Raw genomic sequence first — 26,651 nt, 5'->3', positions numbered from 1 at the left:
ATGCATCACGGCCCGCACCGCCCCTTGTCGATGCGCCGCGGGGCGGGACCGTGGCATAGGTGCTCGCGACTGTCGGGTCGTGATGACGCTGCACAAGCTCACCGCGGGGGACGGATACACGTATCTGACCCGCCAGGTGGCTGCGCACGACGCCACCACCCGAGGGTTCGACAACCTGGGCGACTACTACAGCGAGAAGGGCGAAGCTCCGGGCGTCTGGATGGGGCGCGGGCTTGCCGCCGTGCCCGATTTTCCGGTCGGTGACCGTGTTACCGAGGCGCAGATGGTCGCGCTGTTCGGGGAAGGGCGACACCCGAACGCCGACCAGATGGAGCGCGATGCGCAGCTGGCCGGCAAGACCCCGCAGCAGGTCGATCAGGCCAGTCGCCTGGGCGCGCCCTACCGCATTCACGAGCAGGCGAACATGTTCCACCGCCGCTCGGCAGGGGCATTCCGCGACCACAACACTGCGCTCGGCCTGCCCGCCGACACCCCCGTGCCGGCCGAGGAACGAGCCCGCATCCGCACCGAGCTGGCCTCGACGATGTTCGCCGAGACCTTCGGCCGTCCGCCGGCCGACGCCCGCGAACTGTCCGGTCATCTGGCCCGCATCTCCCGCCAGGCCACCACCGCGGTCGCCGGGTACGACCTGACGTTCAGCCCGGTCAAGAGCGTCTCCACGCTGTGGGCGATCGCTCCACCAGAGGTCGCAGCCGTCATCGAGCGGGCGCACGCCGACGCGGCGGCAGACACCCTGACCTGGTTGGAGGACCACGCCGCCTACACCCGCACGGGCCGCAACGGAGTGGCGCAGGTAGAGGTCCGCGGGCTGATCGCGGCGGCGTTCACCCACCGCGACTCGCGCGCCGGCGACCCGGATCTGCACACCCACGTGGCCGTCAGCAACAAGGTGCAGACCCGCGACGGGCGGTGGCTCGCGTTGGACGGTCGACTGCTCTACAAGAACAACGTCACCGCCTCCGAGCGGTACAACACCCGCCTGCAGGCGTTGCTCACCGAGCGGCTCGGCGTCCGCTTCGCCGACCGCCCGGACGGGGATCCGAACAAGCGGCCGGTGCGGGAGATCGTCGGCGTCGACGGCGAGCTCCCCGGCTCTGGTCGTCGCGGCGGGCGTCGATTGATACCCGCCGCGCGGCGCTGTCGGCGCAGTTCCAGGCCGACCACGGGCGGCCGCCGACGCCGAAAGAGGCCGTGTCCCTGGCGCAACGGGCCAATCTGGAGACCCGGCAGCGGAAGCACCAGCCCCGCTCCAACGCCGAGCAGCGCGCCGCCTGGCGCACCGAGGCGCTGGCGGTGCTGGGCGGGGAGGGCGGCCTGCGTGACTACCTCCGCAGTGCACTCGCCCCCGCCGCGGCCCCCAGGCGAAGCGCCCTACGCGTAGGTGGGTTGACCAGACCGCCCAGCACGTGCTGTCGACAGTGCAGAGTTCGCGCGCGACCTGGCAGGTGAACCACGTCCGCGCCGAGGCTGAGCGGCAGGCCTGCGCCGCCGCAATCCGGCTGACCGACCTCGACGGAGCCATCGACGCCGTCGTCGAAAGAGCGCTGTCCCTGTCGACCCCGTTGAACAACCGCGAGCCGGTGACCAATCCCGCGGCGCTGCGCCGCTCGGACGGCAGCTCGGTCTACACCGTGGCCGGTTCGGCGCTGTACACCTCGACCGCAATCCTCGCCGCCGAGCGCGCCATCCTCGCCGCGGCCGGACGCCGTGACGGACGCGTGGTGCCGGCCGCGGCCGTCGACGTCGCGCTGCTGGAGTCCACCGCCAACCGGGTCGAGCTCAACCCCGGCCAGGTGCAGCTCGTCCGCGAGCTGGCCACCTCCGGCACCCGGGTGCAACTGGCACTGGCCCCGGCAGGCACCGGGAAGACCACCGCCTTGCGTGCGCTGTCCGCGGCATGGCGGGCCGACGGTGGGAACGTCATCGGCCTTGCTCCCTCGGCAGCTGCGGCGGCGGTGTTGGGTGAGGTAGTCGGCACCGACACCGACACCCTCGCCAAGCTGATCCACGCACTGGCTACCGGCAACGCCGTCCCGCCCTGGGTCGCGCGCATCGGCCCGGACAGCCTCGTGGTCATCGACGAAGCCGGCATGGCCAGCACTTCCGACCTGGCCCGGGTGATCGCGCTCGTCACCGAGGCCGGCGGGTCAGTCCGGCTGATCGGCGATGACCAGCAGCTGGCGGCGATCGGCGCCGGCGGAGTGCTGCGCGACATCGTCACCACCCACGGTGCGGTCACCCTCTCGCAGGTCCTGCGCTTCACCGACCCCGACACCGGCGCTCCTGACCACGCCGAGGGCGCCGCGTCCCTGGCGCTGCGCGACGGCGACCCGGCCGCCCTCGCCTACTACATCGATCACGGACGGGTGCACGTCGGCGACCTGGCCACGGTCACCGACGACGCCTACACCGCATGGTCGACCGACCGCGCCGCCGGGCGCGACGCCATCATGCTGGCGCCCACGCGCGAGCTGGTCGCCGAACTGAACACCCGCGCCCGCCGCGACCGCCTCGCCCAGCAGAACGGCGCGATCGGTCCCCAGGTCACCCTCGCCGACGCCTCACAGGCCTCCGCCGGCGATGCGGTCATCACCCGCCGCAACGAGCGCACCCTCCCGATCAGCGCCACCGACTGGGTCAAGAACGGCGACCGGTTCACGGTCACCGCCGTTTACGACACCGGCGCCCTCGACGTCGTCCACCAGCGCACCGGACGGCGCCTCACCCTGCCCGCCGACTACGTCAGCGACCACGTCGACCTGGGCTACGCCACCACCGTGCACGGCGCGCAAGGCCTCACCGCCGACACCTGCTACACCGTCGCAACCGGCGAAGAGTCGCGCCAACTGCTCTACGTCGCCCTGACCCGCGGCCGACACGCCAACCACCTCTTCCTCACGACCGCCGGCGACGGCGACCCGCACAGCGTGATCACCCGCGACGCGCTGCTGCCGCCCACCGCCGTCGACGTCTTGACTCGTGTGCTGGCTCGCGACGGCGCCCCGACCTCGGCCACCAGCCAGGCCCGCGAGCTGACCGATCCCGCCGCTCTGCTTGCTTGCGCCGCAGATCGGTACTACGACGCGCTCAACACCGCCGCGGAGGAGCGCCTGGGCCTGGAGGCGCTCGAGGCCATCGACGCTGCCGCCGACGCCGCGATGCCGGGCCTGACCACGCAGGCGGCCTACCCCGTCCTGCGCGCGCACCTGGCGCTGTGCGCCGTCTCCGGTCGTGACCCTCCGACGTCCTTCGGCAGGCCCTGGCCTCGGATCGACGTCTGGACGACGCCCGCGATGTGGCCGCGGTCCTGGACTGGCGTATCGACCCCACCGGACGATACTCACCCGGGACCGGCCCCTGCCGTGGCTGCCTGGCCTTCCGAAGACGCTCGGCGACGACCTCGAGTGGGGCCCCTACCTCGCCGACTCCGCCGATCAGGTCAGCTCACCGGCCGTCGATGTCGCCGCCCGTGCACGCGCCTGGACCCCACCAGCGCTCCCGCGTGGGCGCTTCCGCTCATCGACCGCGATCCCCAGCTGGTCGCCGATCTCGCCGTCTGGCGCACCGCCCACGGCGTTGACGACGCCGACCGCCGTCCCACCGGCCCGGCGCTGCCGCGCGCCGCTGACGCCCGGGCCCAGCGGGCGCTTGACGACCGCGTCACGCGGCTGCTCGGCGACGGGCGCGCGCTCACCGCGCGCTGGGCGCCGCTTGTCGACAGCATCGACCCACGCATCGCCGGCGACCCCTACTGGCCGGTCCTGGCCGAGCGGCTCGCCGCCGCCGACCGCGCCGGCATCGACATCACCGCGCTCGCCCGGGCCGTCGCCGCCGAACGTCCCCTGCCGGACGAGCAGCCCGCCGCCGCGCTGTGGTGGCGACTGTGTCGGCACCTCTCCCCGCCGCGATGACCGCCACCGATTCCTACGTCCCGGAGACGCTGCGCCCGGACTGGACCCCGGTTCTGGCCAGCGTCCTCGGCCCTGAAGCAGCCGAGCGGGTGGTCGCCGACCCTGCCTGGCCCGCGCTGGTCGCCGCCGTCACCGCTGCCCGCCCCGCCGGTTGGCAGCCCGACCAGGTGCTGTCCACGGCCCATGACCTGCTGCGCGCCGGTCATCCCGACGACGACCAACTGCGCCCGGATGAGCTGGCCACCGCCCTGGTGTGGCGGATCCGCGTGCTCACCGACCCAGCGTCCGCCGCACGCGCACACGCGCCGACGGTGCCGACCGACCTCGAACGGCTGCCCACTTCAGACGGAGTTGCCGACGACGACTGGCTGGCCAGCCTCGTCGAACCCAACGACACCGACCTCCTCCATGAGGACCTGGACGGCAACGACCCGGCCACTGCCGAACGACTCTTCTCGACAGGAGACGAACGCCGAGACGCCGACGCCGGTCGCCGAGCCGCTGCCGACCGGACTGACGAAGAAGAAGTGCGCGTCGACCGGGACCGTCTCCTGGCGCTCAACCAGCAGGCCGCCGACTTCTTCACAGCCCACTTCCGCGGCTCCTGGGCACCGGCCTACCTCGCCAACCGGCTCGGCACCGACCTTGCCGACGACGAGCGGTTCACCATCGGCTACGCCCCCGACAGCTGGACCGCGCTGACCAGGCATCTGCGCCACCTCGGCGCCACCGACGCGGAGATCGTCGCCGCCGGCCTCGGCAGCTACGCCTCCACCGGCCGGGTCATCGACCGCTTCCGCGACCGGCTCGTCTTCGCCATTCGCGATGGCGACGAGGTCCACGGCTGGATCGGCCGCCGCAACCGCGACCACGACGAGGACGGGGACCACGCCGTCCCCAAGTACCTCAACACCGCGGAGACCGAGCTGTTCACCAAGGGCCACGAGCTGTACGGCATGACCGAAGGAGCCGCTGAACTGGCCGCCGGCGCCGTCCCGGTCATCGTTGAGGGCCCCTCGACGCGCTGGCAGTCACCCTCGCCGGCGACGGCGACCACGTCGGCATCGCCCCACTGGGCACCGCCTTCACCGACGCACAGGCCGAGGCGCTACGCCCATTCATCGGCAACGAAAAGCCCGGGATCATCGTCGCCACCGACGCCGACCGGGCCGGACAGCAGGCCGCCCAGCGCATCTTCTGGCAGCTCACCGCCCGTGGCGACGATCCCCGCCACCTCGCCATCCCGACCGGCAAGGACCCCGCTGAGCTGCTGCAGACGGCGGGCGCCGCCGCTCTGCGTCAGGCCCTCGCGGACTCCCCAGCCTGGCCAGCGCAGTCATCGACGCCCGCGTCGCCGTCTACGCCGACCGGCTGGACACCGTCGAAGGCCAGGTGCACGCCGCTCGCCGCGCCGCCGAGGTCATCGCCGCCGTCCCGTCTACGAGTTGGCCGGCGCACCTCACCCACGTGGTGGCCCGCACGGGCATCGCACCCGACATCGCACTGTCCGAGGTCTTCGACGCGGCTAATGCCCGGGAAGAGAATGCCCGCCTGCGGTCGTGGACAGTGGCGTCCGACGGGCAGCCTGAGGACGCCCCCGAAGCGCATGCAAGGAAGACTCCAACTGAATCGCTCGCCGACAGCGTGCATTCAGCTCAGCGCATTGCGCGGTGGCGCCCTTCTCACACGCCAACTCACCCGAGGCCAGGCCAACGGTTGGGACGGTGACATCGTCGCCCAGGTAACCTGCAGAGCTAGCCAAAGTGGTGGCCCCACGCTGCTCGCGCCATGGCGTTGGAGGGCGCTCACCATGTGGTGTGTCGCGTGCAGTAGGACGTCGCCTCGCCGCCTTACGCCTGATCGTAAGCCTTCTGCACTCCTGCAACTCGCCCCAGTGCGTCTCAAGCCCCGACAGCGTTGGGCTGACGCCAAGCGTCGGAAGCGGTTGCGAGTGGCCCGCGATATAGCGGCAAGCATCCTCGAAGACTCTCGTCACGACAGCGATGGCTTCTGGTAGCGCCTCCGTCTTGATGTTGGGCAGCACGGTCATTCGGATGTTCGGCTGGTAGCGCTGCGAGACACCCTTGAGGAGTTCGGTCTCGGCGAAGACTTCACACCAAGCTCGAATCCAGTCGTAACCTTCACGAACCAGCGCAGCACGCGCTTCTCCATCAACGACCTTCGCGGCTTGAATCGTTTGGTTAACGTTCTTCTTAAGGTTGCTCAAACTGTCCCACCGCGGCCCGGTCGCGCGCGTAACCGTGCCCTTGCCTTCTTCGTCCGTGATGTGGAAGTAAGAGCAGCGCTTGGACTGTTCGAACAAACCCAGCAGGGTCGTGGCAAAGAAGATGTCATGGGTGAAGACGATGACCTGGTTGTTTTCGGTGAGGACCGCTACCCGCTGGGCGACTTCGTTGATCCGTCGGTGATCCAGGTTGGAGACGGGGTCATCGAAGATGACCGGGGCCGTGATGCCGGCAAGGCGCGCTTCGGCGAGGAAGTCGGCCATGGCAAGGACCTTCTGCTCTCCCTCAGAGAGCACCCTCGACGGCTTGTACTTACCACTCAGCACTTTGCGGCGCTGCGCCTTACCCTGACGGCCGACAAACTCGACCTTTAGGCTAGGCGCCCTGAGGGCTCGACACTCTTCGACAAAGAGCTTGTCGAAGCTCTTATTGATCAACTGGTCGCTTGCGTCTTTGGACAGGTCTGTCACGGCACGGCAATGGTTCGGCAGCGCCCGAGCCAGGATCTTGAGCCTGTCGGCCTCTTTGGCATTGCGTACTTGATTCTGGATCGTCGACCAGGACTTGGCTAGTTCGGCAGCGGCGACCAGTTCGCTGACTTCCTTTTTCTTGTCGCTCAGAGCGCTGGCACGGTTCCTCGCCTGCTCTCCCAGCTCGTGCAGCTCGTCACTTGCATGGACGTGAGCCGCCTCCACGTGGGTGAGGAGCGTCGTCGCCTGGGCTTGTGCGTCGCTCGTTGCGGCTCGGTCGTCCGCCACTGCGGCACGCACTGCTAATACAAGAGCCTCTAGGCGCTGCAGGTGCTCGTAGAAACTTGGCTGATCGTCGCGTCCCTCGTACTCCCGAAGGAGTGAGGTCATCTCGCTAATCTGGATCGAACGCACGGCTGCGGTGAGGGTCGTCAGCTGGGCAGTGGTCGCGGTGATATCCGCGCTAATCTTGTCGGATAGGTAGTCGCCATACTTCTTGACCAGGTCCTTCGCCGGGTCACTGAGAGGTTGGCGGCAGTAGAGGCATCGGTCGATGTCGTGGACACCGAGGGCAGCAAGATGCTGGCGGTACACCTCACCGCCAGCGACGAAGGCTTCCCAGGATTCCTCCGGATCCGCTGGCAGGTCGGCCGCCGCGAACAGCTCTGCGCGGAACGCCTTGTAGTCGGCTTGCAGCTCAACTCGCTTGGCTAGTGAGGTGTTGTACGCCGTAACGTCGAAGCCGTTCAGGACCGTCGCTGCAGTAGTCGCTTGGCTCAGCACACGTTCAGCGCGCTGGTGGAACGTGATCTGAGCGGCGACTGTATTGGCTTCCAGTGCAGCAACGGCACGCCTCAACGCGTCGATTCGCCCATCCACCTTCGGGTCGTTGTCGACGCGGCCTTTTAGGTCTTCCAGATCCGTCGACGCCCCAAGTGTTTCAATTAGCGGATAGACACTTGACTCCTTCGGGAATCGGCTCAGCAGAGTCGTACTCTCAGCCTTCAGGTCCGACACTCCGCTTTCGATCCTGGACTGCACGGCTTTGATGCCGGAAATCACATGGTTGAACAAGGCCAGGACAGCAGGCACGTAAACGTATTCGAGATCATCGTCGACATGAAAGTTGACCGACGGGCTATCAAATATCGACATGCGCGTGAAGGGCGCATGCCCCTCTGGCCGGTCCAGACGAGCTCCTGCTCCTCCCCGCCGAGGGTGAAGCCAATCCTCGCCGATGGAGCCTGTTCCACCTCGGCGGTGATGTCGCCCAGGATAATGTCGGCCGTGCGACTGTCAGCTAGCGCTTTGAAGATGCGGGAGTACCCGGTCTTCCCTGTCCCATTCTCGCCGTAGAGGATCGTTAGCCCGGCATGGGGCTCAATGACCGCACCGGGGACCAACGCATTGACCCCACTGACCTCAGCGATCTTCGTGATACTTAGAGGGAGTTCGGCCTCATCAACCTGGACGTCGACCTCAAGCGCCGCCTGGGCAGGCAGCAGACGTTCGTCGAAGGACTTCTCCTGCCGAAACAAGTCGTATGCGTAGTCGATGTCGTTAGCGGCCAGCGGCCGTCCCGTGCTCAAGATCTGCTGAACGATAAATCGGACCCACTCGTCCTGCCGGTTAGCCCAAGAAGCCAAAGTCGAGCGAGGGTCAGGCGCGATGACCGCCTGCTCGTTGGGCTGATTCCCGTTGTCACCAGAACCCGTCACGGCTTGAATCCGAAGTTTGGCCGAGAGCATTTGCTGCCTTCGACATGGCCAAACTTCCGGGCTGGTCGCATGTCAGGTTCCCCGCCAACAGCTTTTGAGAGTGCCCGATGCAATACTTGGGGTCCGGCGTTGCGCCCTCAACGTGCTCGACCGACATCAGACCGCTCCTTCCCTGCTACTCGCGAGATGAGCTCCTCGGGACCACGGTCAGTCCGAGCTGAGCTACGCAGAGCGACACTATCCGCGGCCACCGACAAGACCCGAGCGCCGGACGCTCCTGACGTAGCCGCTCGTCGCCCCCCAGCCAGGGAGGGGCGCAGGTCGCGGCGGAGCCGCACCGGGGCTCCGCGGCGGGTGTCTGCCAGAGCGGGTCGGCCGTGTCCGTCCAACGCTACGGCCGGGTGGCCAGCAGATTGGCCACCGTGCTGGTGGCCTGCAGGTACTGGCCCAGCTGAGGGTCGAGGCGGCCGGCGAGGCCGATCATGTCGGCCAGTCGGCCGGCGACGTCGGTGGTTAGCAAGGGTTCGTGGTGGGCCACGCGGTTCCGCAGGTCATGCAGGCGACCGACCGGACCGTCGACGTGCATGGCCCGGTCGGTGCCCGGCGGAAAGGCGCGGTGCAACGCGGGGACCCACAGCGTCTTCTCGTGCGCTGCGGAGCTGAGGTAGCGCCAGAAGCCGAACATCAGCTCGGCGACGATCTTGCCCGGCGGGGTGGCCGGGCCGCCGGCGTTGGCGATCGCGTGACGCAGGCTGTCTCGGGGCTTGTTGTTCACGTCGACACGGCGTCGTCCTCGCGTGCGGTACAGCGGAGCGAAGACGGTGTCTGCGGCCAGGGTCCAGTGCGGTGGTCCAGGCCAGCGAGCGGACAGGGCCACGTCGTAGGCATTGCGCAGCCCGACCTCCACGTGCGCCAGGTCGTGCATTAGCGCGGCGCTGAGCTGGGCGTTCCACTCGTACAAGGCCAGCGCCCGGTCCAGGTCCGCGTCGGTGGCGGCAAGGTAGACCGCGAATCGCGGGCCGCTCAGCCAAGCCTCCACCCAGCGACCGGCCGGTGGGAAGGCCGGCGGCGTCGGCGTTGTCATCACGTCCCATCCTGGCGTAGAGTGATCGTGAAAGCCCCGGTGGACCGCTGACCTCTGGTCATGTCGCCGGGGCTACGTCTTTCCTGGCCTCCGTCCGCCCGTTTCCCCGCGGTGATCCGCCAGCGCTGATCATCGAGGGGAGGCGTCGAGGAAGGCGGTGTAGCGGCTTTCGGCGGGCCAATCCTGGTGCCGGCCGGTGCGGCAGGTGCTCTCCCCGAGCCGTTGGGCCACGCGGTCGCAGAACATCGGGAAGGCGTAGCGGTTCCACTCCTCCATCAACTGGGGATCTGCGGCCTTCTCTGCTTCCCACCGCAGCACCGCCAGCACGGGCAGTTCCCGGGCGATGTGGGCGTGCCGGGGCCAGCAGGCCGGGACCATCTGCGCGGGCCGCCACGCATATTCGTGGTTGATCCATGCGACGACGTCGTCACACCAGCTCCAGACCGCTGCGCCCAGCTCCCCGGTGCAGGCGGCCGGCTCCCAGGGGCGCTCCAGATCCGCGACCGCGCCGGCCTGTGCCACTCCCCGCGGTCGCCTCGACGCGCGTTCTCCAGGAGTTCGAGCGCACGCAGCACCGCGAGAGGTGGCGGTGGAAACGGCAGGACGATCATCAGGACCGCGACTCGCGCTGCGGTGCGGTCGGCGGGTCGGCCGGGTCGACGTGCCGGCTCGGGACGAGTCGGTAGTCGCGGGCGTAGGCCAGCGCGGCAGCAGTGCGCTGCTCGACATCGTCGATGTCCGGGCGGGCGCGGCTGACACGCGCACGGGCAGCGTCGAGCTCGGTAGCGAGCTGATGACCATCCTTGCCATCGAGGCAGCGCCGCGACCTGGCGATGATCGGCGGCGCGGTACCTGCGACGACGAGAGCGTGCCGCTCGGGGATGCGACGGATGTCGCCGGGGCGCAACACCCGCACGTCCTCGCCTGAGCGGGACGTGCCGATGCCGCCTGGCCCGTCGGTGACGGTCCGCCGGCTGATCCGCACGTCGTCGAGCAGGTCGGACAGTTCCCGGTAGAAGTGGACGTCCTTGCCGCCGCCGAAGATGACAAGGTTGTTGGTGAGCCCGAACAGCGAGCGGGCCTCGTCCTCACCGTAGGAGACGACCATTTGTTTCCAGGTCTGGGCGGCGTAGATGAACGACAGACCGAGCGCGCGTTCGTTGGCCATCCGTACCCGCAGGGTCGGCAGCGGCGTGGTGGACGGCAGTTCGTCGAGGCAGGCCAGGAAGCACGGGGTCAGCCGCCCGTGCGGCGAGGTGGCAGCGACGTGCAGGGCGGTGTCGAGGACGTGTTCGGCGACCGCGGTCATCAGCGGTGCCGCCGAGGCGTAGGGGTCCTCCCGACCGAGCAGGTACACCGTTCCCTGCCGGGCGATGAGGTCGGCCAGATCGGTCGCCGACCGTCCGCGCGAGGGCAGGCAGCGAGCCCTGATGTCCGGCTGGAAGAACAGCGCCATCGCTTGCTGGACCGTGGTTACCGTGTTGCCGACGGTGTCCGGGCTGCCGTGCAAGGCACCGATCAGCAGCCCATCCCAGAACCGGGCCGCGTGCGGATGCTGCTGCAGGATCTCGGCGGGCTGCTCGGCGGCGACCGGGTTGGCGACCCACTCCAGGACGTGCTCCAGAGTGCGGCCGATGAGTGCTGCCGCGTGCAGGAATCCCTGCAGCACCTTGGCGGTCTCCGCGGCGTAGAACCGGGCAGCGTTGTCCTGCCGGCCGCCGGTGACCGCGCCGGCGACGGTGCCTGCGGCGAAAGCCTTGGCTCGTCGTTCGGCGATCCGAGGATCGACGCAGCCGGCGACCGGATCCCACACCAGCTCCGGCAACCCCGGTGCGGCGCCGAACGGATCGAGCACCGCGACCGGACGCGGCGGCTCATCCGGGCCGGAGGGTTGTTGACGACGCCCGGCGGTCAGCAGCAGGTCCTCGACCTTGGTCAGCGTCGCCAGCCCGGCGCCGCGGTGGGCCAGGAGGGCCGGAGCGAGCAGGTCGAGGGTCTTGCCAGACCCCTGCTCGCCGTAGACGCCGGTCGTGCGGTCGTAGCGGCACCACAGCTCCACCCCGTGCGGCTGGGAGGAGCGGCCCAGCCGCCAGCCGACGTCGGTCGGATCGAACCCTGACGTGAACATCCGACTCCCCTTCACCGTGCCCGGCTGGGCCCGGACCGCTGGGCTCGCGCCGCCTGCAGCTGCTGGTGGGCCTGCTGAATGGCCACGCTGAGCGCGACCGGCGTCTGCGGATCGTCGAGCAGCGCCCGATTCGCGGCCCAGGCCCGGCGCGGGAAGCCGGCCGTCGCGCGGGCGCCCGGATCGGCTGCCTGGTCGGCGACGGCGAGGAGAGCAGCCGGGCGTTGTGCAGGGCGCCGGCGACCGGTTGCAGGTCGGTGGCGTTGACCCGGACCAGCCCGCCGGGCTGATATCCGCGCAGGTACGCGGCCACCCGCTCCTCGCGCGGCGGCACGTCCCGGGCGTAGGCGATCAGGGATCCGTTGTCCGCCCAGGACCGGACGGTGCGGTAGAGCAGCTGCGTGGCGAGAGTTGGGAGGTGCTGAGCCGCCGACGTGACCGATGCGCGCAGGGACGCCGTCCAGGTGGCCGGGTCAGGTTCGGACCGGAGGACGGCATGGAGTCGACCGGCTGCGGTCACCCCGGATGGTGTGTGCTGGTGAAAGCGGCGGCTACCGTCGTCGTACGGACGCAGGGCTGCTCGGACGGCCCGCCAGGCGTCGGCCGCCGTCGTTTGACCTGCCGGTGGTGCGTCGGTCGAGCCGAGGTGCGCCGCAGCGGAGCTGAGTGTCTGGGCGGCGATCGTGTAGGCCAGTACCTCGGTGACCGACGGTGGATCATTGGCTCGGGCCGTGGCCTGGAGTAGGACGCCGATGGCGTCGGGGACAACGCGTGCCGGGTCGACGGACGCATTGACCGCGGGGCCTGGAACGGGGCGGTCGAGAATGGCGACGTCGGCACGTGTCGGCGGTTGCAGCGCGGCTGTCTGCTGGACCAGGGCCGCCTGACGCTCGACCTCGGTGTGCCACTGTGTCGCCGGACCGGCAGGCAGGCGGTGGGCGACCACCTCGGCCAGCGGCGTCACTGTCTCGGCTACGGCGGTGGCGACGGCCCACCGGCTGGTCACGGTGGTGTGGTCGTACAGGACGCCGACGGTGTCGGCTGCGGCAGCCGCCAACCGGGTCAACGCCGACTCGGTCGCTGGAGCGCGGACGCCGAGCTCTGTGCAGGCGGCAGCCAGGGCGGCGACCTGCTGTTCGCGGCGATCGCCGGCGAATGGAGAGACGCCGTCGTGGCGCAGGTGGGTCAGCGCCCGACCCAGGTGGCCCAAGGCGGTGCCTGCATCGGCGCGCGCGGCTGCGCTGTCGTCCGTGGTCCGCGCTGTGTCGGCGAGGGCGTCGAGTAGCTGTCCGAGCGACGTGGCCATCAGCGTGGCGCACGCAGCGCTCGGTGGCCGTGCTGGGCGGCGGCGAGGACGTCGGGGTGCGCGAAGTCGTCAGCGGGCAGGTTGCCGAGGATGCGCAGCGCCTGCTCGACGAGCCGGTCGGGGTCAGTGGCGTCGGCGCTTGCGGGCACTGGGCCGCTGGGCGCGCGCAAGGCAGTGGCGGCGGCGAGGCAGTGCAGCTGCGCTGTCGGTCCGGCCTGGTCGTTGCGGGAAGCCGCGGCGAACAGTGCCGCAGCCTCGGCCCGTGCGGCCAGCAGATCGGAGTTCAGGCCGTTGTCGGTCGAGCTCATCGAGGATTCTCCTTCACAGTGCGGACGGCTGATACCTGGGTCGACGGTGCTGGGGAAGTCGATCTGGAAGTGGTCGTCGGGACAGATCTGTGGAGACGGCCGCGGATCGCGTCGCCGCCTGTGGACAGGAGGCGATGAAGACGTCCCCGGCTGTCTCTGGACGGGTAGCGATCCGGGCGGATGACCGCTCGCCCGGCGCGGAGCTGCCGCAACCCGAGGGCTTGCTGGGCCTCCCTGCGGGTGGCCATGCCGCCGCGGGCGTCGCCCGGTCGCCGGTGGCGGGCGACCAGGACAGCGGTGATGACCGCGGCGGTCAGCAGGACGAGCTCGGCGAGGACAACACACGCGTACACCGGCACCGGCCGGGCGACCCGAGCCAGCTGATCCGGTGGCAGGCCGCGGCCGGGATCGCCGCTCAGGAGCCCGCCGAGGACGTGGGTGATCGTCTCGGTGCCCTGCGGCCACACCCAGCCACCGCCCCACAACGCCGAGGCGAGTCCGAGACCGGCCAGGGCCGCCAGCGCGACAGCGATCAGGGCGCCACCGACTGCGGCGACGGCCAGTTCCCATCCCCGAGCGATCGGCTGTGGATCGCGACGCCGGAAGGGCGTCGTCACGCGCCGGCCCTGAACCGGTGGTTGATGTCCACGTCCTGGTTCCCCTCTCTGCCGGTCAGCCGGCGGTGGTGGCATGCAGGTCGACGCCGCGGCTGGCCAGCCACGGCACTGGATCGACGGACGCGCCGTCGAGGCGGACCTCGAGGTGCAGGTGGACGCCGGTGCTGTTGCCGGTGGACCCCTGGAAACCGATCAGCCCCCGGCGCTGACGCGCTGGCCGACGGTGACGGTGTAGGCCGACAAATGCGCGTAGCGGGTGGTCACCCCGCCGCCGTGGTCGAGTTCGACGAGGTTGCCGTAGCCGGCCAGGCTCAGGTTGCCGTCGCGGTCGCAGTAGGCGCTGGTGCACTCGGCACGAACTACGGTGCCGTCGGCGGCGGCGTAGACGGGGGTGTCACGGGGGCCGGCGATGTCCACACCGGCGTGCAGGGTGCCCCAGCGGGGCCCGTAGCCGGAGGTGACGGGGCCGGCGGTGGGGCGGATCCACGACCCGGCCGGGACCGGCAGGCCCGGGCAGACGCCGGCCGCCGCACCGCTCGCGACTGCGGTGGCTTGGGCGGCGGGCCACAGCATGGCGGTCAGCTCGCGGGCGAGCGGCTCCCAGCGGGCGTATGCGCCGCCGGCAGCCGAGATCTGCACGGCCTGGGCCGTCTGAGTGAGCGGAATGGTCTGCCAGTTCGGTACCTCGACCAGCCGGCGGTAGAAGGCCTCGGCGGCGTAGACGGGGTCCATCAGCTGGGCGACCGTGCCCCATCCGGCGGTCCAGCGCTGTTGGAAGGTGTTGACGCTGTCGTGGTCCGAGCCGAGGCCGTCATGCGGATAGGTCAGGCTGCTGGCGGTCACCGCGGCCTGCTCGGCGGTGAGTGCGGGGCTGCTGCCGTCGTTGGCTAGCATCCGGATGCGGGACTCCTGGTAGGCGGTGGCCAGCGCCACGGTGGCCGCGTACGGGTCGAGCCCTTGTGCCGCGGCGACGGCGACGATGGTCTGCGCGTGGCCCATCTGGACGGCGTCCAGTCCGATGCCGGCGACTGTGGCGCCGGTGCCGCCGATCGAGCAGGACGACGACGCCGCCGACGTCGACACCTCTGGAGCGGCGAGAACCGCGAGCGGGATCAGCAGCAGGGTCAGTACGCCGAACACTGGGACGGCGACGGGAGCGGCGGCCTTCCACAGCCACCGCTTCGCGTACGCCCGGGCCAACCCCTCGGCCGTCCTGCTCATGCCGGACGTCCTGTGAGGGCCTCGTTGGTGTCGGTCAGGGCCAGCTCGGGCGAGGTGAGGACGGTCTGCACCTTGAACGCGCGGTCGCCGACCAGCCACAGGGCACGGCCCTTGCCGGCGATCGCCCAGCCGGTGACCACCCGTTGGGCGATCGGAGTCAGCCCGAGCATGGTGGCGAGCTCGTCAGCGACCGCTTGGTCCTGGCCGTGCAGCACCTTGACGTCGCACAGGTGCAGCAGGTCCCGGGCGATGGCCACCGCCTGGGAAGAGGCGTCGCCGGCGGTGAGCATGTCCGAAGGCTTGTGCGCGAGCAGGACCTGCACGTCTGCATCGCGGCGGGACAGCCGCAGGTTGGCGTCCAGGCTCTTCATCGCCTCGGCACCGAGGCGCATCTGCCGCCAAGTCTCGTCGCGGATGACGATGCGCAGGTCACCCGGGTCGGCGATCTCGCGCATCGCCTGGCCCCAGGAGTTCAGGCAGGTCAACGCGATGCCCACGGCCTGGTCACCGAGCGGCTCGAGGCGGGACAGCGACAGCGACTGGATCGGCGCGCGCCAGTCGACCTCGATCGACGTGTGGTCGTCGAACAGCCCGGCCAACGAGCCCTTCACGAGGGAGCCGAGGGCATCGCGCAGAGTCCGGGTGGCGTCGAGGAAGTGCCGCCGGTCGGCGTACCGGCAGCAGGCGACGAGCTCGTCGGTGGGCTCGTCCAGGGCTCGCCACAGCTGCGGGATGGTGGGCTCGGTCAGCCGGGTGGCTCCGCTGCGGTAGCCGGTGAGCAGTCGCAGCGCCTCGCCGACGGCGGTCTCCTCCACCGGGCCGAAGGGGACGTTCTGGGAGCCGACGAGGCCGCGGATTAGCACGATCCAGCGGGCGAACATGATGGCCTCGCGGCGGCGGGCCTCGGCAGCGTCGAGCCGGTCCCAGCCGTGGCCGAGCGGGCCGAAGGCAAGCGGGTTGACCCGGGCGGACAGTCCGTGGCCGATGACGAACGGCTCCACGCCCAGCGCGCGGCAGAGTGGCTCGTACTCGTCCTTGGTGTCACCGAGGACGAGGGTGCGGTAGCCGTAGGCCAGCATGCGCAGCGCGAAGGCCTTAACGGTGGCGGACTTCCCCGGCCGGGCTTGCCGAAGACTACGACGTTGGGATTGGTGACCGGAATGGCGTCGTCAGTGACCCAGCCGACCGGATCGCAGTAGAACGCCCCGCCCGACAGCAGGTCGATGCCCATCTGCGCGCCGGTGGGCGGCAGGCCGGAGCTGGCGATCAGCGGCCACACCACTGGCGTCTGCTCCGAGGTCATCCGCCACACCGACAGTGGCGCCGTCGCCGCCGCACGGCCCTGGCCCCGACCGCGTGGCCCGCGGCGGGGCATCAGCGCGGTGAACGGCCCGCGCTCCCGTTCCGCCGCCTCGACGGTGGGGACGGCCGGGAGCCGGTGGCCGAAGTCGTCGAGCAGGACGGCGACGTCCCGGCCCCGGCGGGAGCCGCGACGGTTCATCGTCGTCCCCTGCGGTCGGGCAGCCCGACGCCGAGGGGAATGGCGGCGGCGGCGAAGCCGGAGTCCTGCGCCATGTCTAGCCGCAACGGCACGAAGCCGGCGGCACGGATGGAGGCGGCGAGCCGGCGGCCGTGCTCGTCCACCGGCCAGGCGGCCGGGACGGTGACGCAGGCCGCGACGGCGGGACGGACGAGCGCCCGCCCGGCGGCCAGCTTCTCGTCGGCGGCACCGATTCGGTCCGTGTCCCGCCGCTGCCGGGCCCGCTGCCGAAAGCCCATGCGGGCGCGCAGCTCGTTGCCGGTGGTGGCGCTCATCTCTTCTCGGCCGACCAGCCGGGTGGCCCGGTCCAGCGGCAGCGGGGCGAGGAACACCGTCAGACAGCGCCGCTCCCCGCCGTCGTCGGAACCAGCACCGGGGCCAGTGCGCCGAGCACCGCTCCGGAGTCGGGCAGCAGGATCGTGTCCGTGACCGACGCCCACGCGTCGTGCACGTAGTGACGCACCTCGGCGCGGGCCTGGGTGGGTCCGGCGGCGGCCATCGGCACCCCGGTCGCCAATTGGGCGCCGTTGGCGGCGGCCAGGTCGGCGGCGATCAACTGCCCACGGTCTCCGGGGGCGAAGCCGGTGCGCACCGCGGCAGCGAGTGCTGCTGAGTCCAGCCAGGTGACCGCGGTGCAGCCGACCGGCCCGCGTAAGGCGCTCTCGACCTCGGCCATCACCCCGTGCAGCACCCGCGCGCGGCCGTCCACCCCACCGCCGGACTCCTTCGCGGCCCGACCCATCCGGCTCTCGCGGACGACGAGGGTCACGAAGGCCTCGGTGCGCACTGCGGCCGGGGTGAGGGTGGCGCCCAGCAGTGCATTCACCCGGGCGGCCAGGGGCGCGGCATCGGAGCGGGTGTGGGCTCGTTCCCAAGCGGCGCGCTCAGCACCGTCGTCGGGCACGGTGCGCACCTGCAGGGCCAGGACGTCGATCAGTTCGGTGCGCGCGGCGATTTCACACAGCTCGGCCAGGCCGGCGCCCATCCGATCCCGCTCGGCCGGCTCGGCGAGGCCGATGCCGGGGTGGTCGATCCGCGCCACGGCCGCCCAAGTGCGCGCCGCGGAGTTCTGCACGATCACCGGGCGGGTGAACAGCTGCCCGTAGGGCGGTCCGTCGTGGGTCCGGATGCCGGCGAGCACTCCGGGCAGGTCTGCCTCGGACAGGTCCTCGGCCGTCCCGGACGCGGCTCGGGAGCCGAACACCGTCCAGCCCATCGCTCCTCCCATCGCGTATAGGCAGAGATCGCTGAACCAGCGGCCCGCCGCGCGTCCCCGGATGGGGACCAGCAGCACGGCGGCCAGCAGCGCCCACACCGGCAGCCAGATGGCGAACAGCCCCCATGCCTGCGCGTTCAGGGCCAACAGCGCCGGTACGCCCGTGAGGGTGACGAGGGCCAGTTGGGCGCCGGTCATCCCGAGGAACCAGCCGGAGACGTCGCGGGAGTAGTCGCCGTAGCGGACGGCGTTCATCGCGCGTCGTCCTGGTCGGGACCGATCGGGTCGCTCTCACCGGGCCGGTCAGGTGCGATGCCGTCGAACCGCTCGGCGGGCCAAGCCGCGGAAGATGCGCCTTCGGGATAGTCAGCGCGCCCGTTCCCGCTCGGTCTCGTCCGCTGTGTTTCATCATCGTCGGGACGGCGCCCGCCTCCGGTCGCTGTCCCTCCGCCGGAGCCGTTGCCGCGCGCCGGTACCCGGGCGGGCAGCGGCTGCCCGTAGTAGGGATGGGTGTGCCCGACTCCGGCGCCCGACAGCACGTCGGACGCCGAGGTGGCCACCCCGCGGCCAATCGGCCGGCCGTGGAGGTCCCGGTGGCGAACGCACGCAGCGCGCCGGCGAAGCGCCCACTGGTCGCTGCGTCTGCGGTCGACTCGCCCTGCGCGCGGTCGCCGACCAGCTGCGCCGCTGCGCCGGAGGCGGCCACACCACCGGATGTGGCACCCGCCGCCGCGGTGGCCACGGCTGCTCGCCCGCCACCAGCCTTCTGCAGCGCACCCATGACTCCGCCGGACGCGGCCAGCGAGGAGCGCAACGACGCCCCACTCGACGTGCCGGGGTCGACGAAGGCCAGCAGCCGGAACAGCGCCAGCGGACAGATGGCTCCGAGCAGGATGAGCAGACAGCCGACAACCGCCATGCCGATCGCGGCCTCGGTGCTCGTCTCCTCTGCTCCGGTGAGGATGCCCTCGGTGATGGTCACTCCGACGCCGAGGACGAGCACGGCGACCGGGGCAACCAGCAGCGCGGCGAGGAACCAGCGGAGGCTCCGCCAGAACCAGCTGCTCGACGTCTGCGCCAGCAGTCCTCCTGCCGAGATCGCCGAGGTCGCGGCCAGCACGATCAGCGCCGCCTCGCGAACCAGCATCAGTAGCAGGTAGCCCACGCTGGCCGGCACCAGCAGGAAGATCGAACTGACCCCGAGCACGGTGGCGACCGTGCCGTCGACCAGGTCGCGGCTCACGCTGATCGACGGGTCGAAAGAGGCCAGGTTGTCGATGTCGAGCAGGCTGCGCAGCAGGGCGGTGGTCAGTCCTGAGACGCCGGTGACCAGCAGCGCCGCCACCCCGATGTAGCTGGCCCAGACCAGCCCGAACTGCAGCAGTCCGATCAGCAGCCGGCCCAGCGTCTGCCCGTCACGGCGCACTGCCGCGATGCCGAGCTGGACCATGGCCATCATCGCGGCCACGGTCGCGCCGATGCCGAAGGTCACCGGATATACCGCGGCCAACGGGCCGCCGGCGGACAGATCCGGGGTCGCCAGAGCGTCGATCACTGAGAACGCCAAACCCAGCAGCCACAGCCCGGCCTCCCACAGCGACAACATGGCATTGACCCAGACGTCTTCGACCACCGCGCCGGCTGCTTCGCCGACCGCGCAGAACGGGTTGATCGGCAGGCACGGCAGCGAGTCTCCGAGACCCGGCACCGCCGGAAAGGCCGTCACCATCGGATCCGCGGCCGCCGACGGACCTGCGGACACCAAGCAGATCGCCAGTGACAAGAGAAGAAGCGTTCCCAGTCGGCGCCACCAACCGCAACGCCCTCCGCGTCGCTGCTCAGACATGGCGCAGGTCCCGGTAGCCAGCTGCGATGGCTGCCTCGGTGCCTGGCCAGACCGACGGCGCCGGCGCCGGCTCCTCCCTGGGCCGATGACCCACCGGTCCCCGACCCAGGCCATGCGCTGACAGTCGACGATCGCAATCCGGGAGGTCTGCTCCACGGTCACGGTGAACTCGAAGTTCACGCACACCACGGCGAAGTCCTCGCCTACCGTGCCCTTGATCAGCCCCATCACCGGACGGACGACGATCGCCAGCTGCGGCGACCCCGCACCGGACAGGCCCGCCGCAGACAACAGGCTGGCCATGCCGTCCACCCCGGACCACGTCTCTGGCGTCGGCCCGCCCAGAGCGGCCCACTCCGCGATCACCCGTCGCACGCCGTCCATCGAGCCGCTCTGCATCGCCGTCACGTCGATCGCCGCCAGCTGCGCCAGCGAACCCTCCGGAGTACGCGGGAAGCCGGTGGGCACGTCCGCCGGGCCCACGCCGGTGGCGCGTGGCAACTCGAGAACGCCTGAAGCCTGTCTCGACAACGGGCCGGGCAGCGCGTCATCTGGGTCGGCGGTCGGCATCGGCGCGGCGGCCAGCGCATCGTGACGCGACATGCCCGGAGAGGGAGCCGCAGTCTGTCGTGCGGCGTCCCTCTCGTCCGGCTTCTCGGTCAGCCCTCCGACGACTGCCAGGACAAGACCGGCCAACACCGCCAGCGACACCACCGCGCTGACCACGAGCACCACAAGGAGACGCGCCGGGCTCCACTCCGGCGCACCGCTCCCCGGATGTCGGAACGGCGGCGCATCAAGTGCACCCACTGCCGGTGATCGATCCGAGGATGACCAGGATGACCGTGTAGGTGATGGCCACCATCACGACCACCGCGACGCCCATCGCCCCGTATCGGGAGGCATGCGGATGCGAGAACATTCGACCTACCAGGACCGAGCCCAGCGACACGACCGCGGCGATCCCGATCAGCGCCAGCACGCCCCACTTCACCCACGCCGTCACCTGATCGGCGAAGGCCTGCACTCCCGGCGGAGCCTCCGGGCAGACCGCCGCGGTCAACTCCACCGGCGCCGCGGTGGCAGGCCACGCGGTCAGCACGACCAGGCCCACAGCGACGAACGCGACGGTCGAGGCCGCTCGTACCGCTGCAGAAGCGGTCCTGCGGGCGTTCACCGGGCCTCCCCGCCGCGCCCCGCTGGGACGATGCCGCCCGGTGCCGATGCCGAGACTGCGGTGGCACGGCCGGCATCAACAGCGCGGCCAGCGACCGGCCGGCAGCCTCCACCGCCTTGGGCAACCGGTCCCCGGTCAGACCGGCGGTCTGCAGTCGTCGGTCGATCGGAACTCGGATCACCCGTCCCCGGGACTGCAACTCGCGAAGCACCGGACCGCAGTTGGCGTTCACCGCCTGGGGCCAGCGCGCCGGGCCTACGACGGCCACCACCACCGGCTGCTCGGCGAGCCGGCTCAGCACGTGCTCGGTCAGTCGCACCCCCGGCACGGTCGGCCGGCAGACGACGACGGTGCGCGTGCGGTCGGCGGCCAGTCGGGCCAGGTCTTCCGGAGCAGGCAGCCCGAGATCGAGGACGGTGACCGCCGGCTCCTCGTTGATCGGGAGGACCGGCCAGCCGCCAGGTTCCACGTCCGCGACGCGGCGGTCGATCGTGACGCGGTCGCGGGAGCCACGTCGCCAGGCGCCGGCGGCGTCGGTGCCCAGCTCCGCCGACGCCGCGGCGATCAGCCCCGACCGGCGGGGATGCGCGGTCTCCACCAGGTGCACCCGCCGGTCGTTGGCTGCGGCAGCGTCGCTGATGGCCAGCGCCACCGTGGAGGCGCCGGCACCGGCGTGTGCCGCTACGACCGTGATCCAGTCGGCTGCCAGCCCGTCGGTGTCGCCCCTGCCCAGGACAGTCGCGGGCGCGCTGTCACCCTTGCTCGCGCCTCGCTGCGGCGCTCTGTCACCGCTGTCAGCCCACCGCCCGCGGTGCGTGTCATCTCCAGCCGGGAGCGCCGTGCTGTCCCGATTTCGCCTTGTGCGGCGCGGAGATTGAACCGGTGCACCCGCCGGTGCAGGGTCCTCGGACACGGAGAGCTCGTGGAGACGCGTCGGCGCCGCGAGCTTGCCTTCGGCGGCTCGCGGACGACGGGCACGCAGTTCGCGGAAGGCCTGCTGGATCTCCGCGACCGACAGCAGCCGCTCGTCGAGGTGGACGTCGCCGCCATTCGAGCCATCGCCCGTCACGGCGAAGGCGCCATCAACGTCCTGCCGCAGTGCGCTCACGCGACGGCCGCCAGGTACTGGGGAGCCACGCCGCGCAAGGCGGTTAGGGTCCGGTTCCGCCGACGGTACAGGGTGCGCGTCGTGATGCCGTGTGCTGCGGCGACCTTCTGGTCGGCGCGCCGGTGTTGCCGGTCGCGGCTGCACTCGGTGGCGATCAGCAGAGCGACGTCCTCGGCGTCGACCCCTGAGCGCACCGCCCACTGCAGCAGGTCGACGACGTCAAGGTCCTCCCCTCCCCGTCGGCGCTCGCCGTTGCGATCCGAGTGATGTCGCCCGTAGCGGTCAGGATCTCGACCCGGTCGGGGTGGTAGCGGCTGCTGGGTCGCAGCTCGGCGAGTACCGCGCGTCGGGTCTCGGCGCGCAGGTTCGCCGCGATCGCGCGAGGCCGGCGTCGCCATGGGTAGCGGCGGATCTGGCAGGCCAGCTCGCCGACGACCACGGCGAGGATGTCCGGGTTCAGGTCAGCGAGCTGCCTGGCCATCGTCCGCACCAGCCCGCTGAGCAGGTGAAGCGTCAGCAGCAGCGCGTCGTTGTCGCGGCCACCGTCCACAGCGGCCAGCCGAACGAGCGCGGCGAGCACGACGTCGCGGTGGTCGTCCGTGCCGCCCTCGGCCCAGACGGCGAGCAGGTCATGGACGCTGCTCAACCCGGCCAGGGCGGGCTCGGTGGCGGCCCAGCGGACGAGGATGGCGTCGTCCAGGCGTGCGGCGAGCGCCGGCCAGCTGCCGACGATGGTGGGGTCGTGGAACATGTGCGGGTCCTCCGGCATCGGTGTGATGCCGTCGACACTCTGCAGAGACGTTCAACGAGTCGTCACCCTCGGCAGGGGTGACAGGAGGCGGTCACGTCACCCCTTCACCAGCGCTGTCCCGCTATCGCGTCCGGGGAGACTTGGCATTCCGAAGCGAGGGGTGACGGAGCGAGAAGTGAGGGGTGACGTACCGAGATGCGACAACGAAGGCGACCTGATCCGCTCGCCGTACCTGGCACGGGTGTATCCCGGAAGCCGATCTTCGACCTGGCCGCCCAGCCGACCACAGGACCCACGGCCGGCTGGGCGGCCTGTTCCGGTGGCCGAACCCGCTACGGCGCCGTTCGACATTGCCGCTGCAGCCGGCCGCTGGTTTCTCATAGCGGTCGCTCCATGGTGACGAACCGCTTATCGCCGTTGCTGGAAACCAGGTACGGCAGGATCGCCGCCCGCATCGCTTTGTTCATGAGTGGAAATTTGGCGTCATCGCCTCATGGAGGCCCCTGCCGGTTGGCTGCTTCGCGTCCGTCCGACTCAAGCCCTACTTGATGCCTAGCAGGTACACCAGCAGCGCCAAGAGAAGAGCGGAGCCGAAACCGAGGGCAGCTACCCGGGCGTCTCTCCGGTGGTTGGCCCTTGCGAGCCGTACCTCCCGCCGCGGGGATGGGTCGACGAGCACGACGTCGCGCTCCAGCGAAAGCCGCTGAACGAGTGGGCGTGCCCACTGAACCAACGCGAAGCTGCCGATCAGCCCGAGCACCAGAGTCGGTGCCCACAGAAGCGGGTGCAGCACGCCGACGACTGCGGCTACTAGGGGCAGTACGAGCAGCGCTGCGATCGCGATTACAGCTAGGGACCAGATGCTGCCAGCGGCGTTGGGTCGCGGCCTGCCCAGCCTCACCACCATGCGGGCGAGCCCATGCGTGATCGCGTCGAGACGCTGTGGGTCCTGGCACCGCACGTGCAGCGTTCCGTTCGTCGCTGGCCGGGAGGTGAGCAGGGTTATCCACGCGAAGCCATCACCGCCAGCTCCACCCGGCCCCTCCTGCAGTACGCCTTCGCGGAGGAGACGTCTCGCGGTGACGAAGTGCAGGCCGTCGAGGTAGACCGGGCTGGGATCCTCGAGCTTCTCAAGGGTAAGCGGATCCGGCCCGGTGTTGCGTAGAACCAGCTCCGCGTTCTCGCCCGCCAGGCGCGTCATCTCGCGGCAGATCTCATAGACCGCCGTCAGGTCGAGTGCGACCCGGTCAAGGATCACGCCGCGAACATCGAACGGGAACGGACCCTCGGCCAAGCGGTAGCCCGGGCCGCGTCGCCACCACACCATTGCTTCTCCTTCGCCGCGAAGGAGCACCGTACTGAGGGCACGTGGCATCGGTGCAGACCGCGCCGGGAACCGAAGGCGGTTGGCGAACGTCCTCCTATGCAGGCGACGTCTGCTGTGTACAGCCTTGGGCGTTCCGTGACCCCGAACTGACACCGTGCGCGACGTCGACGAGGCCACCCGCCGGCGGCTACGTTACCCCGCCCCGAGGGGGCTCCGGCATTGATGACCGAGGCGCGCGTCGACTGCCCCCAGCCCGTTACGCTAGCCGAACCCCTACCGGGACGCCGTGCCCGCGCTTCCGGTGAGCGCGCGACACCGGCGCACCCCACTTGCGGCCGGAACGGGCGCTTCTGCTCGGCCGTTTCACTGCCGAGCTCGGTCGTAGGGCGTGTGCCTCACGGCCGAGCATGCCTCGGACCGTTCCAGGTGTAGCGATCAAATCGGGCTCGCTCTTGCCGTTTGGATCCCGTGGAGGCATCCGACCCGTCGCTGCTCAGCAGCCCACCTGTCGGACGCCCTCGGTACCGTCCGCGAGCGACGAAGGGGGCCGCTGTGTGGGCGGACAATGAGACCGATCTGGACCTTTGGGCTTTGACGAACTGGTCGATGAGCTCGTTGTCGCGCTGACGACGCCGAACCTGCTTCCCCTCACGGTCGGAATCCTCGGCGACTGGGGCTCAGGCAAGAGCAGCCTGCTCAGGATCACCCGCCGGGAGCTTGAGGCGGAGACTGATGAGAACGGCATGTGCCCGTACCTGTGCGTCGACTTCAGCCCGTGGCTCTACGAGGACTACGAGGATGTCAAGACGGCCTTGATGAGGCAGGTCCTCGAAGCGTGCCGTGCTCGAGCGACAGCCCCCGAGGCGCTGGAGACGGTGGAGCGGCTCGGCCGGTTCGCGAGGCTGCTCGGGAGGCAGAGCCGGACCGTCGGCAGGTTGGCGCTGACGGCTGCACCTGCTGCCCTGCCTCTCGTGCTCGGCATGCCGGATATGGGTCTTGCGGACGCGACTACTAGCGCGGTCCAAGGAGTCGCCCAGGCGGTAGCGCCGCTTGCGACGGACGCGCTGAAGGACGAGGCCGAGCCTCCCGCGGAGAACGACGAGATCCGTGACCTCCCAGCCTTCCGGGATGAGTTCAAGAAGCTGATCGCCTCTTTGGACGGTGTCGACGCGGCGGTCGTTTTCGTCGACGACTTGGACCGGTGCCTCCCAGAGACGGTCGTGGACACGTTCGAGGCCATCCGCTTGTTCTTGAACTCACCGCAGACGGCTTACGTCGTCGCGGCGAGCCGCGAGATTGTCGAGTCGGCGATCGACTCCCGGTATCCCGGGCTCGCCCGCGAGGACGGCCGCGGCATCGGGCACGACTACTTGGAGAAGATGCTGCAGTTCCAGGTGTCCGTCCCGCCGCTGTCCCCGGGCAGACCGAGAGCTACATCAACCTGCTCATCACGCAGCTGCATTTGTCGGCGGACGACTTCGACAGGGTGCGCGAGTCGCTGCGCGAGCGCCAGCAAGGAGATCCCTTCGCGCCGACGTTCAACGCCGCGACCGCCCGGGAAGCGTTGCAAGACTTGCTCACCGACAACATCGACGCCGATCTGAGCTGGACCGGCGAGATCAGTGAGGTACTGGGTTTCCTGCGTGGGAACCCACGGCAAGTCAAGCGGTTCCTCAACGAGCTGACGTGGCGGCGCCGAGCAGCGGCACGACGAGGCGTCGACCTGCGGCATGACGTGCTGGCGAAGTTGATGGTCTTGGAGGAGCAGAACGGCGCCGACTTCCAGACGCTTTTCGATTGGCACCGGCAGGCCGGCGGCCCGTCGCCTGAGCTGGCTCTGGCAGAGGCGCAGGCACGGTCCGGCGAAGCGGCAGCATCGGCGAAGCCGACAGCACCGGCGGAAGCCGAGGACGGAAAGCAGGTCGCGTCCGCACGGAAGGGACGCCGTGCAGAAGCGGACACCGACAGCTCTCCGCCGCGGAGCGCGCCCATCGAGGAGGCGGACCCGGCCGCCGACGCGGCGGCGTCGTGGCTGGCGCGCCCGAAGACCCGCGCGTGGCTTCGGCTGTCGCCCGCCCTGGGCGAGATCGATCTGCGCCCCTACTTCTCGTACTTTCGCGACCGGCTGACAGTCGGCAGCGCGACGGCGACGCTGCGGCCGCAGCTGCAGGTTCTGCTAGGCGATCTGCTGTCGAACGTCCAAGCGCAGTCGCGGGCTGCACTCGACGCGTGCAAGAAGCTGGTCGAGGAAGAGCAGGACCTCGTCGCCGGGGCGCTCCTGGATGCGGTCGCCCGCCGGCCCGACGGCCCCGGCTTCTACTCCGCCTGCGAGTTCGCGGCGCGCATGCCGAGGACGGCCCCGCGATCTGCGAGGAACTCGCGGCGATCCCGCACCGGGCCCTGCCGGCCCTCAGGATTCCCGGCGCGGTCAGGCGGCTCCAAGGAGCGTCGGGCAGCGCCGAGCTCGCGGCAAGCTGGGCGGCCAGCAACGTCGTTGCGGTCGCGAAAGCTGCCGCAGCAGCGCTGAGGCCCCGGGCCGGGGCCTGACGTGGGAACATCGGCGGACCGCGGCGCGGGGACGGGCGGCGCTTGGACCCCGCTCAAACGCGCTGCCACGGACTACGCGCGGGCTGCCTCAGGGGGCTCGGGCGGCGCTCGC

The 26,651-nt window shown here is 70.5% G+C and carries 17 protein-coding genes and 4 pseudogenes; 8 read left to right on the top strand and 13 right to left on the bottom strand.

What is annotated here, in order from left to right:
* Positions 1–82: 82 nt before the first annotated feature.
* The 5 genes and pseudogenes from mobF to U6N30_RS08745 form a co-directional block, all read left to right on the top strand.
* Positions 83–1,048: pseudogene (gene mobF / locus U6N30_RS08765) on the top strand (MobF family relaxase); the annotation flags it as partial.
* Complete coding sequence (locus U6N30_RS08760; protein WP_324278212.1) at positions 931–1,470, top strand: relaxase domain-containing protein; 540 nt, start codon at positions 931–933, stop codon at positions 1,468–1,470. The pseudogene mobF and the gene U6N30_RS08760, both read left to right, overlap by 118 nt.
* Positions 1,428–3,932, top strand: a complete 2,505-nt coding sequence (locus U6N30_RS08755; RefSeq protein ID WP_324276968.1) for an ATP-dependent DNA helicase — start codon at positions 1,428–1,430, stop codon at positions 3,930–3,932. The genes U6N30_RS08760 and U6N30_RS08755 overlap by 43 nt, the downstream gene beginning before the upstream one ends.
* Positions 3,929–4,837 (top strand): annotated as a pseudogene (locus U6N30_RS08750) (MobF family relaxase); the annotation flags it as partial. The gene U6N30_RS08755 and the pseudogene U6N30_RS08750, both read left to right, overlap by 4 nt.
* Before the next feature lie 119 nt (positions 4,838–4,956).
* A pseudogene (locus U6N30_RS08745) lies at positions 4,957–5,145 on the top strand (toprim domain-containing protein); the annotation flags it as partial.
* 312 nt (positions 5,146–5,457) lie between these two features.
* Here the strand turns inward: U6N30_RS08745 and U6N30_RS08740 are convergent.
* The 10 genes and pseudogenes from U6N30_RS08740 to U6N30_RS08695 form a co-directional block, all read right to left on the bottom strand.
* Positions 5,458–7,803, bottom strand: coding sequence for an AAA family ATPase (locus U6N30_RS08740; protein WP_324276967.1), 2,346 nt, complete (start codon positions 7,801–7,803; stop codon positions 5,458–5,460).
* Positions 7,707–8,396 carry an ATP-binding protein gene (locus U6N30_RS08735; protein WP_324276966.1) on the bottom strand — a complete coding sequence of 230 codons (690 nt, stop codon included), beginning with the start codon at positions 8,394–8,396 and terminating at the stop codon, positions 7,707–7,709. The genes U6N30_RS08740 and U6N30_RS08735 overlap by 97 nt, the downstream gene beginning before the upstream one ends.
* A 361-nt stretch (positions 8,397–8,757) precedes the next feature.
* Positions 8,758–9,405: an Abi family protein gene (locus tag U6N30_RS08730; protein ID WP_324276965.1), complete on the bottom strand. Its 648-nt coding sequence runs from the start codon at positions 9,403–9,405 to the stop codon at positions 8,758–8,760.
* Between the two features lie 174 nt (positions 9,406–9,579).
* Entirely contained in the window at positions 9,580–9,972 is a 393-nt protein-coding gene (locus U6N30_RS08725) for a hypothetical protein (protein WP_324276964.1), read from the bottom strand.
* 88 nt (positions 9,973–10,060) lie between these two features.
* Complete coding sequence (locus U6N30_RS08720; RefSeq protein ID WP_324276963.1) at positions 10,061–11,578, bottom strand: type IV secretory system conjugative DNA transfer family protein; 1,518 nt, start codon at positions 11,576–11,578, stop codon at positions 10,061–10,063.
* 1,302 nt (positions 11,579–12,880) lie between these two features.
* A complete protein-coding gene (locus U6N30_RS08715) occupies positions 12,881–13,189 on the bottom strand; it encodes a hypothetical protein (protein WP_324276962.1) in 309 nt (102 codons plus the stop codon).
* On the bottom strand, positions 13,186–13,806 hold the full coding sequence (locus U6N30_RS08710; protein WP_324276961.1) for a conjugal transfer protein: 621 nt from the start codon (positions 13,804–13,806) through the stop codon (positions 13,186–13,188). Before U6N30_RS08710 ends, U6N30_RS08715 begins: the two co-directional genes overlap by 4 nt.
* A gap of 192 nt (positions 13,807–13,998) precedes the next feature.
* Positions 13,999–15,027: a M23 family metallopeptidase gene (locus U6N30_RS08705; protein WP_324276960.1), complete on the bottom strand. Its 1,029-nt coding sequence runs from the start codon at positions 15,025–15,027 to the stop codon at positions 13,999–14,001.
* Positions 15,024–16,106: an ATP-binding protein gene (locus U6N30_RS08700; protein WP_324276959.1), complete on the bottom strand. Its 1,083-nt coding sequence runs from the start codon at positions 16,104–16,106 to the stop codon at positions 15,024–15,026. The genes U6N30_RS08705 and U6N30_RS08700 overlap by 4 nt, the downstream gene beginning before the upstream one ends.
* A 418-nt stretch (positions 16,107–16,524) precedes the next feature.
* Positions 16,525–17,981 (bottom strand): annotated as a pseudogene (locus U6N30_RS08695) (SCO6880 family protein).
* Positions 17,982–18,562: 581 nt separating this feature from the next.
* Between U6N30_RS08695 and U6N30_RS08690 the strand changes: the two are divergent.
* On the top strand, positions 18,563–18,943 hold the full coding sequence (locus tag U6N30_RS08690; protein WP_324276958.1) for a hypothetical protein: 381 nt from the start codon (positions 18,563–18,565) through the stop codon (positions 18,941–18,943).
* A gap of 1,482 nt (positions 18,944–20,425) precedes the next feature.
* Here the strand turns inward: U6N30_RS08690 and U6N30_RS08685 are convergent.
* The 3 genes from U6N30_RS08685 to U6N30_RS08675 all read right to left on the bottom strand — a co-directional run bounded on the left by U6N30_RS08685 (position 20,426) and on the right by U6N30_RS08675 (position 23,959).
* On the bottom strand, positions 20,426–20,806 hold the full coding sequence (locus tag U6N30_RS08685) for a hypothetical protein (protein WP_324276957.1): 381 nt from the start codon (positions 20,804–20,806) through the stop codon (positions 20,426–20,428).
* 1,262 nt (positions 20,807–22,068) lie between these two features.
* On the bottom strand, positions 22,069–22,683 hold the full coding sequence (locus U6N30_RS08680) for a hypothetical protein (RefSeq protein ID WP_324276956.1): 615 nt from the start codon (positions 22,681–22,683) through the stop codon (positions 22,069–22,071).
* Between the two features lie 523 nt (positions 22,684–23,206).
* Positions 23,207–23,959 carry a hypothetical protein gene (locus U6N30_RS08675; protein ID WP_324276955.1) on the bottom strand — a complete coding sequence of 251 codons (753 nt, stop codon included), beginning with the start codon at positions 23,957–23,959 and terminating at the stop codon, positions 23,207–23,209.
* Positions 23,960–24,576: 617 nt separating this feature from the next.
* Here U6N30_RS08675 and U6N30_RS08670 point away from each other — a divergent pair.
* Positions 24,577–25,596: a KAP family P-loop NTPase fold protein gene (locus tag U6N30_RS08670; protein ID WP_324276954.1), complete on the top strand. Its 1,020-nt coding sequence runs from the start codon at positions 24,577–24,579 to the stop codon at positions 25,594–25,596.
* The gene (locus U6N30_RS08665) at positions 25,479–26,519 is read left to right on the top strand and encodes a hypothetical protein (protein WP_324276953.1); all 1,041 of its coding nucleotides are present in this window, start codon (positions 25,479–25,481) and stop codon (positions 26,517–26,519) included. Before U6N30_RS08670 ends, U6N30_RS08665 begins: the two co-directional genes overlap by 118 nt.
* The last annotated feature ends 132 nt before the right edge of the window (positions 26,520–26,651 follow it).

Origin of the sequence: Blastococcus brunescens, assembly GCF_035320885.1 — a bacterium.
Lineage (GTDB): Bacteria > Actinomycetota > Actinomycetes > Mycobacteriales > Geodermatophilaceae > Blastococcus_B > Blastococcus_B brunescens.
This window is presented reverse-complemented; position numbering and strand designations above follow the sequence as displayed.

Bases quoted from the DNA above. Each gene is read 5' to 3' on its own strand.
- U6N30_RS08735 (WP_324276966.1), bottom strand. From the start codon at position 8,396: ATGCTCTCGGCCAAACTTCGGATTCAAGCCGTGACGGGTTCTGGTGAC.
- U6N30_RS08715 (WP_324276962.1), bottom strand. From the start codon at position 13,189: ATGAGCTCGACCGACAACGGCCTGAACTCCGATCTGCTGGCCGCACGG.
- U6N30_RS08740 (WP_324276967.1), bottom strand. From the start codon at position 7,803: ATGTCGATATTTGATAGCCCGTCGGTCAACTTTCATGTCGACGATGAT.
- U6N30_RS08700 (WP_324276959.1), bottom strand. From the start codon at position 16,106: ATGCTGGCCTACGGCTACCGCACCCTCGTCCTCGGTGACACCAAGGAC.
- U6N30_RS08720 (WP_324276963.1), bottom strand. From the start codon at position 11,578: ATGTTCACGTCAGGGTTCGATCCGACCGACGTCGGCTGGCGGCTGGGC.
- U6N30_RS08690 (WP_324276958.1), top strand. From the start codon at position 18,563: ATGACTCCGCCGGACGCGGCCAGCGAGGAGCGCAACGACGCCCCACTC.
- U6N30_RS08705 (WP_324276960.1), bottom strand. From the start codon at position 15,027: ATGAGCAGGACGGCCGAGGGGTTGGCCCGGGCGTACGCGAAGCGGTGG.
- U6N30_RS08680 (WP_324276956.1), bottom strand. From the start codon at position 22,683: ATGCCGGAGGACCCGCACATGTTCCACGACCCCACCATCGTCGGCAGC.